Origin of the sequence: Streptomyces capoamus (assembly GCF_014654935.1) — a bacterium.
Classification (GTDB): domain Bacteria; phylum Actinomycetota; class Actinomycetes; order Streptomycetales; family Streptomycetaceae; genus Streptomyces; species Streptomyces capoamus.
This window is the reverse complement of record NZ_BNBF01000001.1, coordinates 227,769-232,836: the sequence shown is the minus strand read 5'-3', so window position 1 is coordinate 232,836 and position 5,068 is coordinate 227,769. Positions and strand designations below refer to the sequence as shown.

The window sequence follows — 5,068 nt, the reverse complement described above, 5'->3', positions numbered from 1 at the left end:
TCGTGCGGTCGGCCGACAGCGCGTCGATGGCCTGCTGGACGGCGGCTTCCGTGCGGGTGTCGAGCGCGCTGGTCGCCTCGTCCAGGATGAGGACCGGCGGGTCGCGCAGGATGGTGCGGGCTATCGCCAGGCGCTGCTTCTCGCCGCCGGAGAAGCGGTGGCCGCGTTCGCCCACGACCGTGTCGTAGCCGTCGGGGAGTGCGGCGATGTGCTCGTGGATCTGTGCCGCCTCGGCCGCCGCGCGCAGTTCCTCGTCGGTGGCGTCGGGTTTGGCGAAGCGCAGGTTCTCCGCGACCGAGGCGTGGAAGAGGTACGTCTCCTGCGAGACGACGCCGACCGCGCGGGCGAGGGTGTCGAAGTCCAGGTCGCGGACGTCGACGCCGTCCAGGGTGACGCGGCCGCCGGTGACGTCGTACAGCCGGGGCACCAGGTAGCCGAGTGTGGACTTGCCCGCGCCGGTCGGGCCGACGACGGCGAGGCTGCCGCCGGCCGGCACCGTGACGTCCACGCCGTCGAGCACGGGACCGCCCTTGTCGTCGTAGCGGAACTCCACGTCCTCGAAGCGGACCTCGCCCTTGACCAGGTCGAGGCGGACCGGCCGCTCGCGCTCGGTGATGTCGACGGGCAGGTCCAGGTACTCGAAGATGCGCTGGAAGAGCGCCAGCGAGGTCTGTATCTGGACGCCGGTGGCGAGCAGGCTCACGGCCGGGCGGAACAGGCCCTGCTGGAGGGAGACGAAGGCGACGATGGTGCCGAGGGAGGCCTCGGGGCCGCCGAAGGAGAGGGCGAGCCCGGCGGTCCAGTAGATGACGGCGGGCATCGCGGCCATGACGATCGTGATCACGGCCATACGCCAGCGCCCGGCCATGCTGGACCTCACCTCGAGGTCGACGAGGCGTTCGGACTCCTCCGCGAAGGACGCGGTGAGCGAGTCGGAGCGGCCCATGGTGCGGCCCAGCAGGATGCCGCTGACCGACAGCGACTCGGTGACCGTGGCCGCCATCGCGGCCATCTGCTTCTGCCGCTGGGTGGTGATCTTCTTGCGTTCGTTGCCGACGCGGCGGCTGATCCAGACGAACACCGGCAGCAGGAGCAGCGAGACGATCGTCAGCCGCCAGTCCAGGGCGATCATCGCGACGACCGTGGCGACCACGCTGGTGGCGTTGGACACCAGGGAGGTGGCGGTGGAGGTGACGGTGGCCTGCATGCCGCCGATGTCGTTGGCGATGCGGGACTGCACCTCGCCGGTGCGGGTGCGGGTGAAGAAGGCGAGCGACATGCGCTGGAGGCGGCCGTAGACCGCGGTGCGCAGGTCGTGCATGACCCGCTGGCCGACGGTGGTGGAGATCAGCGTCTGCAGCACACCGAAGACGCTGGACAGGACGGCACTGAGGATCATGCCGAGCGCGAGCAGGCTCAGCAGGCCGGTGCGGCCCCGCGGGATCGCGACGTCGAGCGTCTCCTTGAGCAGGAACGGCGTGGCCACCGAGACCAGCGACGAGGCGCCGACGAGCAGGCCCACGACGGCGAGCCGCCCGCGGTAGGGACGGAAGAGCCGCAGGATGCGGCGCACCTGCCGCGGTTGTTCGCCGGCGTCGGCAGGTGGGGTCCAGGAGGGTTCACGGTCGGGATGCATGGGCTCCTACGGGAGTGACGGGCGCCGGACGGGGGCCGGCCGGCGAGGGCGGGACGGGGTCGCAGCTCATTGTTACCTATACTCACAATGAACGGCATCCTGATATTGTTCCCGCATGACCATCCCCGACCCGGACGGCCTGCTCGCCGAGCAGTTGCTGCGGCTCACCCGCCGGGTGCACCGCATCCAGAAGCGCCATCTGGAGCAGCGCGAGCTGGGCGTCACCCCCGCCCAGTCCCGGCTGCTGCGCACCCTCGCGCACTACCCCTCGCCCCCGCGCATGGCCGACCTGGCCGAGCGCCTGGAGGTCGTGCCCCGCGCGGTGACGACGCTGGTCGACGGGCTGGAGGCGAGCGGCAAGGTACGGCGGGTGCAGGATCCGGCGAACCGGCGCGTGACCCGGATCGAGCTGACGGACGACGGGCGCGCGGCCCTGCGGGAACTGCGCGGCGTCCGCCGCTCGGCGGCCGAGGAGATACTGGCGCCGCTGACGGAGAAGGAGCGCCAGGTGCTCGGCGTCCTGCTGGACACGCTGATCGACGGGGAAGCCGCCCAGCGCTGCTGAACGGACGCCGCCGAACGGCCGGGCCCGTCGCCCCGTCTCAGCAGCGGCTGCGATCCTCCGTCAGCACCCCCTGGACCGTGGCCAGTGAACGGTCGTGACAGCCGTCCGAGCCGAGGAGGCGGTAGCGCTCGGCCGACGTGCCGACCGCGTGCCGCTGCTCGCGCGGGACGTCGACGGTGTAGGTGGCGTCACCGCCGTACGTGTCGTCCATCCGCGACCACGCGGTGCGCCGGCCGCCCAGGCGAACCACCGCGGAGGCCCGGTCGCCGAGGGACAGCACGGTGCGCAGCCGGCCGTCCGGGCCGAGGGTGGTGGCGCCGTTCATGGTGTACGTCCGCCGCGTCCGCGTCGTCCGCGCGGGACCGTGCCCGGCGGTGCGGACCGTCTCGTCGTCGGTCCAGCGCGCGTCGAGTCCGTCCGTGGTCTCGCCGTCGGTCCAGCGGTGGACCGACGTGTGGGCGAGCGTGCGGGTGACGGTGGTGGTCACGCGCCCGTGCGAGGTGTCCAGGTACCCGGAGACGGTGAGCCCGTGTCCGGCCTCGGTCCGCACCCGGTTCTCCGTACCCGGTGTGAAGCGGGAGGAGTCGGCGAGGTCGGTTTCCTTGTCCTCGGTGAGCGCACCGGGTACGCGGGCGCGGTGCGCGTCCTGCCAGACCAGCACGTTCACCGGTGTGCTCCAGCCCGGCCGGTCCGCGGGCACGCCGGCGACCGACACCTCGACGCGGTGCGGCCGGCCGTCGTTGAGCAGGCCGGCGAAGGGCGTGAGGTCGTACTCGACGGGCCGCACGTCGAAGGCGCGCGGGGCCGGGAGGACGTACCAGAGGTAGGGGTTGGACCAGCCGCCCGTCCAGACGTTCGGGAAGGGCGCCGCGATGCCGGCGAGCCGGCCGTCGACCGTGATCCGCACCTCGCGGTAGGGGCCGTGGTCGGCCTTGCAGGAGTAGGGCGCCGGTTCCGGCACGGTCAGGTACCAGAACTCCTCGCACCCGCCGCCCGAGCCGGTCGCGTACACCTCGGCGAGGATCCGCTCGCTGTTGCGCGGTGTGGTGAGCGTCGTACCGGAGGACGTGTCGGCGAGGGTGAGGACCCGGTCGGGGGCGGGGTCCGCGGGGCGGCCGGCGTAGAAGCTGAGAGTGACGTGCACGTCGATGACGCCGGTGTAGGTGTCGTCCACCACGTTGCCGATCAGCATCTCGACGTCCCGGGCACGGCGGAAGGTGTCGCTGTAGCGGGTGACGTCCTTCTCGACGTGCCACTCGATGCCGTCGGGCGAGGGCTCCGGCGTGGAGGTGCGCAGGATCTCGACCCCGCCGACGTGCAGGTAGCCCAGCCGGTCGTACTGACGGCCCTTCACCTTGCCGTCGAGGCGCAGGACGACCTTGCTCCAGTGCTCACCGCAGCCCCGGGGAGGCGTGTACGCGCCCCGGTACGGCGTGAAGTCGCGGAACCGGACGTCGGCGAGGGTGACCTGACAAGGCGTCGTGTGCGGCCGGCCGACGGGCGGCGCCGCGGTCACCGGGTCGTGCCAGTCGGTACCGAACTCGGCCGGCACCTCGGCGGCCCGGGCCGCCGAGGTGCCGGTGCCTAAGAACGCGCTCACCAGGAGGATCGCTCCGGTCAGCATGGACATGACCATCCGTCTTCTCATGCCCGGTGTTCTACGGGGAGTCGGCCCTCCCCCGCAATGGCGCCTCGGCCGATCGGCGCGATGGGGGCGGTGGGGGCGGTGGCCGCGCGGCCCTGACTGGTATTCAGCGACAGGCCATTTAGTGATATAAGCGACTCTTCCTGACATAGTGCGCTCATGGAGATCGCGAAGAGGCCACTCTCCCGCCGCACGGCACTCGTCCTCACCCTCGTCGGAGCGGGCGCGGTCGGCGGCGCCGCCGTCCTCGCCGGCACGCTCCCGCGCGGAGCAGGGGGACCCCCCGCACCCGGTCCGGCCGCCTCCTCGGGCCCGCCCGCGGCCCCCGGCGCACCGGGCATCGGCGACCCGCTCATGCCGCTCGCCGGCAACGGCGGTTACGCCGTCCGCCGTTACACGCTCGACTTCGACTGGCGGGCACCCCGGACACCCTTCGAGGCCGGCGCGACCATCAGCGCCTCCGCCACCCAGGCCCTGTCCCGCTTCGACCTCGACTTCGCCGGCAACACGCTGCACCGCGTCACCGTCGACGGCACCCCGGCCGCCGCCCGCCGCGACGGCGACGAACTCGTCGTCACCCCCGCGCGGCCGATCCCGCGCGGCCGTCCGTTCACCGTCCACGTCGCCTACACCGCCGACCCCACCCAGGGGCGGCACCGCGACGACGCGATCCAGGACTACGGCTGGGTCCCCACCCCCGACGGCACCCTCGTCTGCGCGCAGCCCGACGGAGCCCGGATGGTCTTCCCGGCCGACGACCACCCGAGCCTGCGGGCACCGGTGACCTTCCACATCACCACCCCCGCGGGGCTGAGCGCGGTGGCCAACGGCCGGCTCGTCGGCACCGACCGGCGGCCCGACGGGCGCGTGCGGTGGACCTACGACTCCGAGCAGCCGATCGCCGCACAGCTCGTCCAGTTGGCGATCGGCAGGTTCACCTTCGCCGACAGCAGCGGCCCGCGCGGACTGCCCGTCCGGGACGCGGTGCCGGACGCCCTGGTGTCGGACACCGAGGAGTACCGCTCGCTCACCCCGCACCACCTGGAATGGCTGGAACGGCGACTCGGCCCCTACCCGTTCCGCCGCTACGGCGTGCTGGTCGGGGACACCGACCTGCCGGTGGCCCTGGAGACCCAGTCGCTGTCCGTCCTGCCGCGCGACGACCTGCTGGGCGACCGGGTCGACGCCGAGCGCAACCTCGTCCACGAGCTGACGCACCATT

At 72.7% G+C, this 5,068-nt stretch carries 4 protein-coding genes; 2 read left to right on the top strand and 2 right to left on the bottom strand.

The features are described 5' to 3' along the window. Nucleotides 1-1,636, bottom strand: a 1,636-nt coding sequence (locus IE312_RS01115; protein ID WP_229898827.1) for an ABC transporter ATP-binding protein, incomplete at its 3' end; no start/stop codon positions are given. A gap of 115 nt (nt 1,637-1,751) precedes the next feature. Between IE312_RS01115 and IE312_RS01110 the strand changes: the two genes are divergently transcribed. Then, on the top strand, nt 1,752-2,201 hold the full coding sequence (locus IE312_RS01110) for a MarR family winged helix-turn-helix transcriptional regulator (RefSeq protein WP_189977386.1): 450 nt from the start codon (nt 1,752-1,754) through the stop codon (nt 2,199-2,201). 37 nt (nt 2,202-2,238) lie between these two features. Here the strand turns inward: IE312_RS01110 and IE312_RS01105 are convergent, their stop codons facing one another. Then, nucleotides 2,239-3,849 (bottom strand): peptide-N4-asparagine amidase, encoded by a 1,611-nt coding sequence (locus IE312_RS01105; protein WP_306419704.1) that lies wholly within the window; start codon nt 3,847-3,849, stop codon nt 2,239-2,241. Between the two features lie 156 nt (nt 3,850-4,005). On the opposite strand from IE312_RS01105, the gene IE312_RS38385 reads away from it, so the two are divergent. Then, a partial coding sequence (locus IE312_RS38385; RefSeq protein WP_229898825.1) for a gluzincin family metallopeptidase occupies nt 4,006-5,068 on the top strand: 1,063 nt, incomplete at its 3' end.

Bases quoted from the DNA above. Each gene is read 5' to 3' on its own strand.
- IE312_RS01110 (WP_189977386.1), top strand. From the start codon at position 1,752: ATGACCATCCCCGACCCGGACGGCCTGCTCGCCGAGCAGTTGCTGCGG.
- IE312_RS01105 (WP_306419704.1), bottom strand. From the start codon at position 3,849: ATGAGAAGACGGATGGTCATGTCCATGCTGACCGGAGCGATCCTCCTG.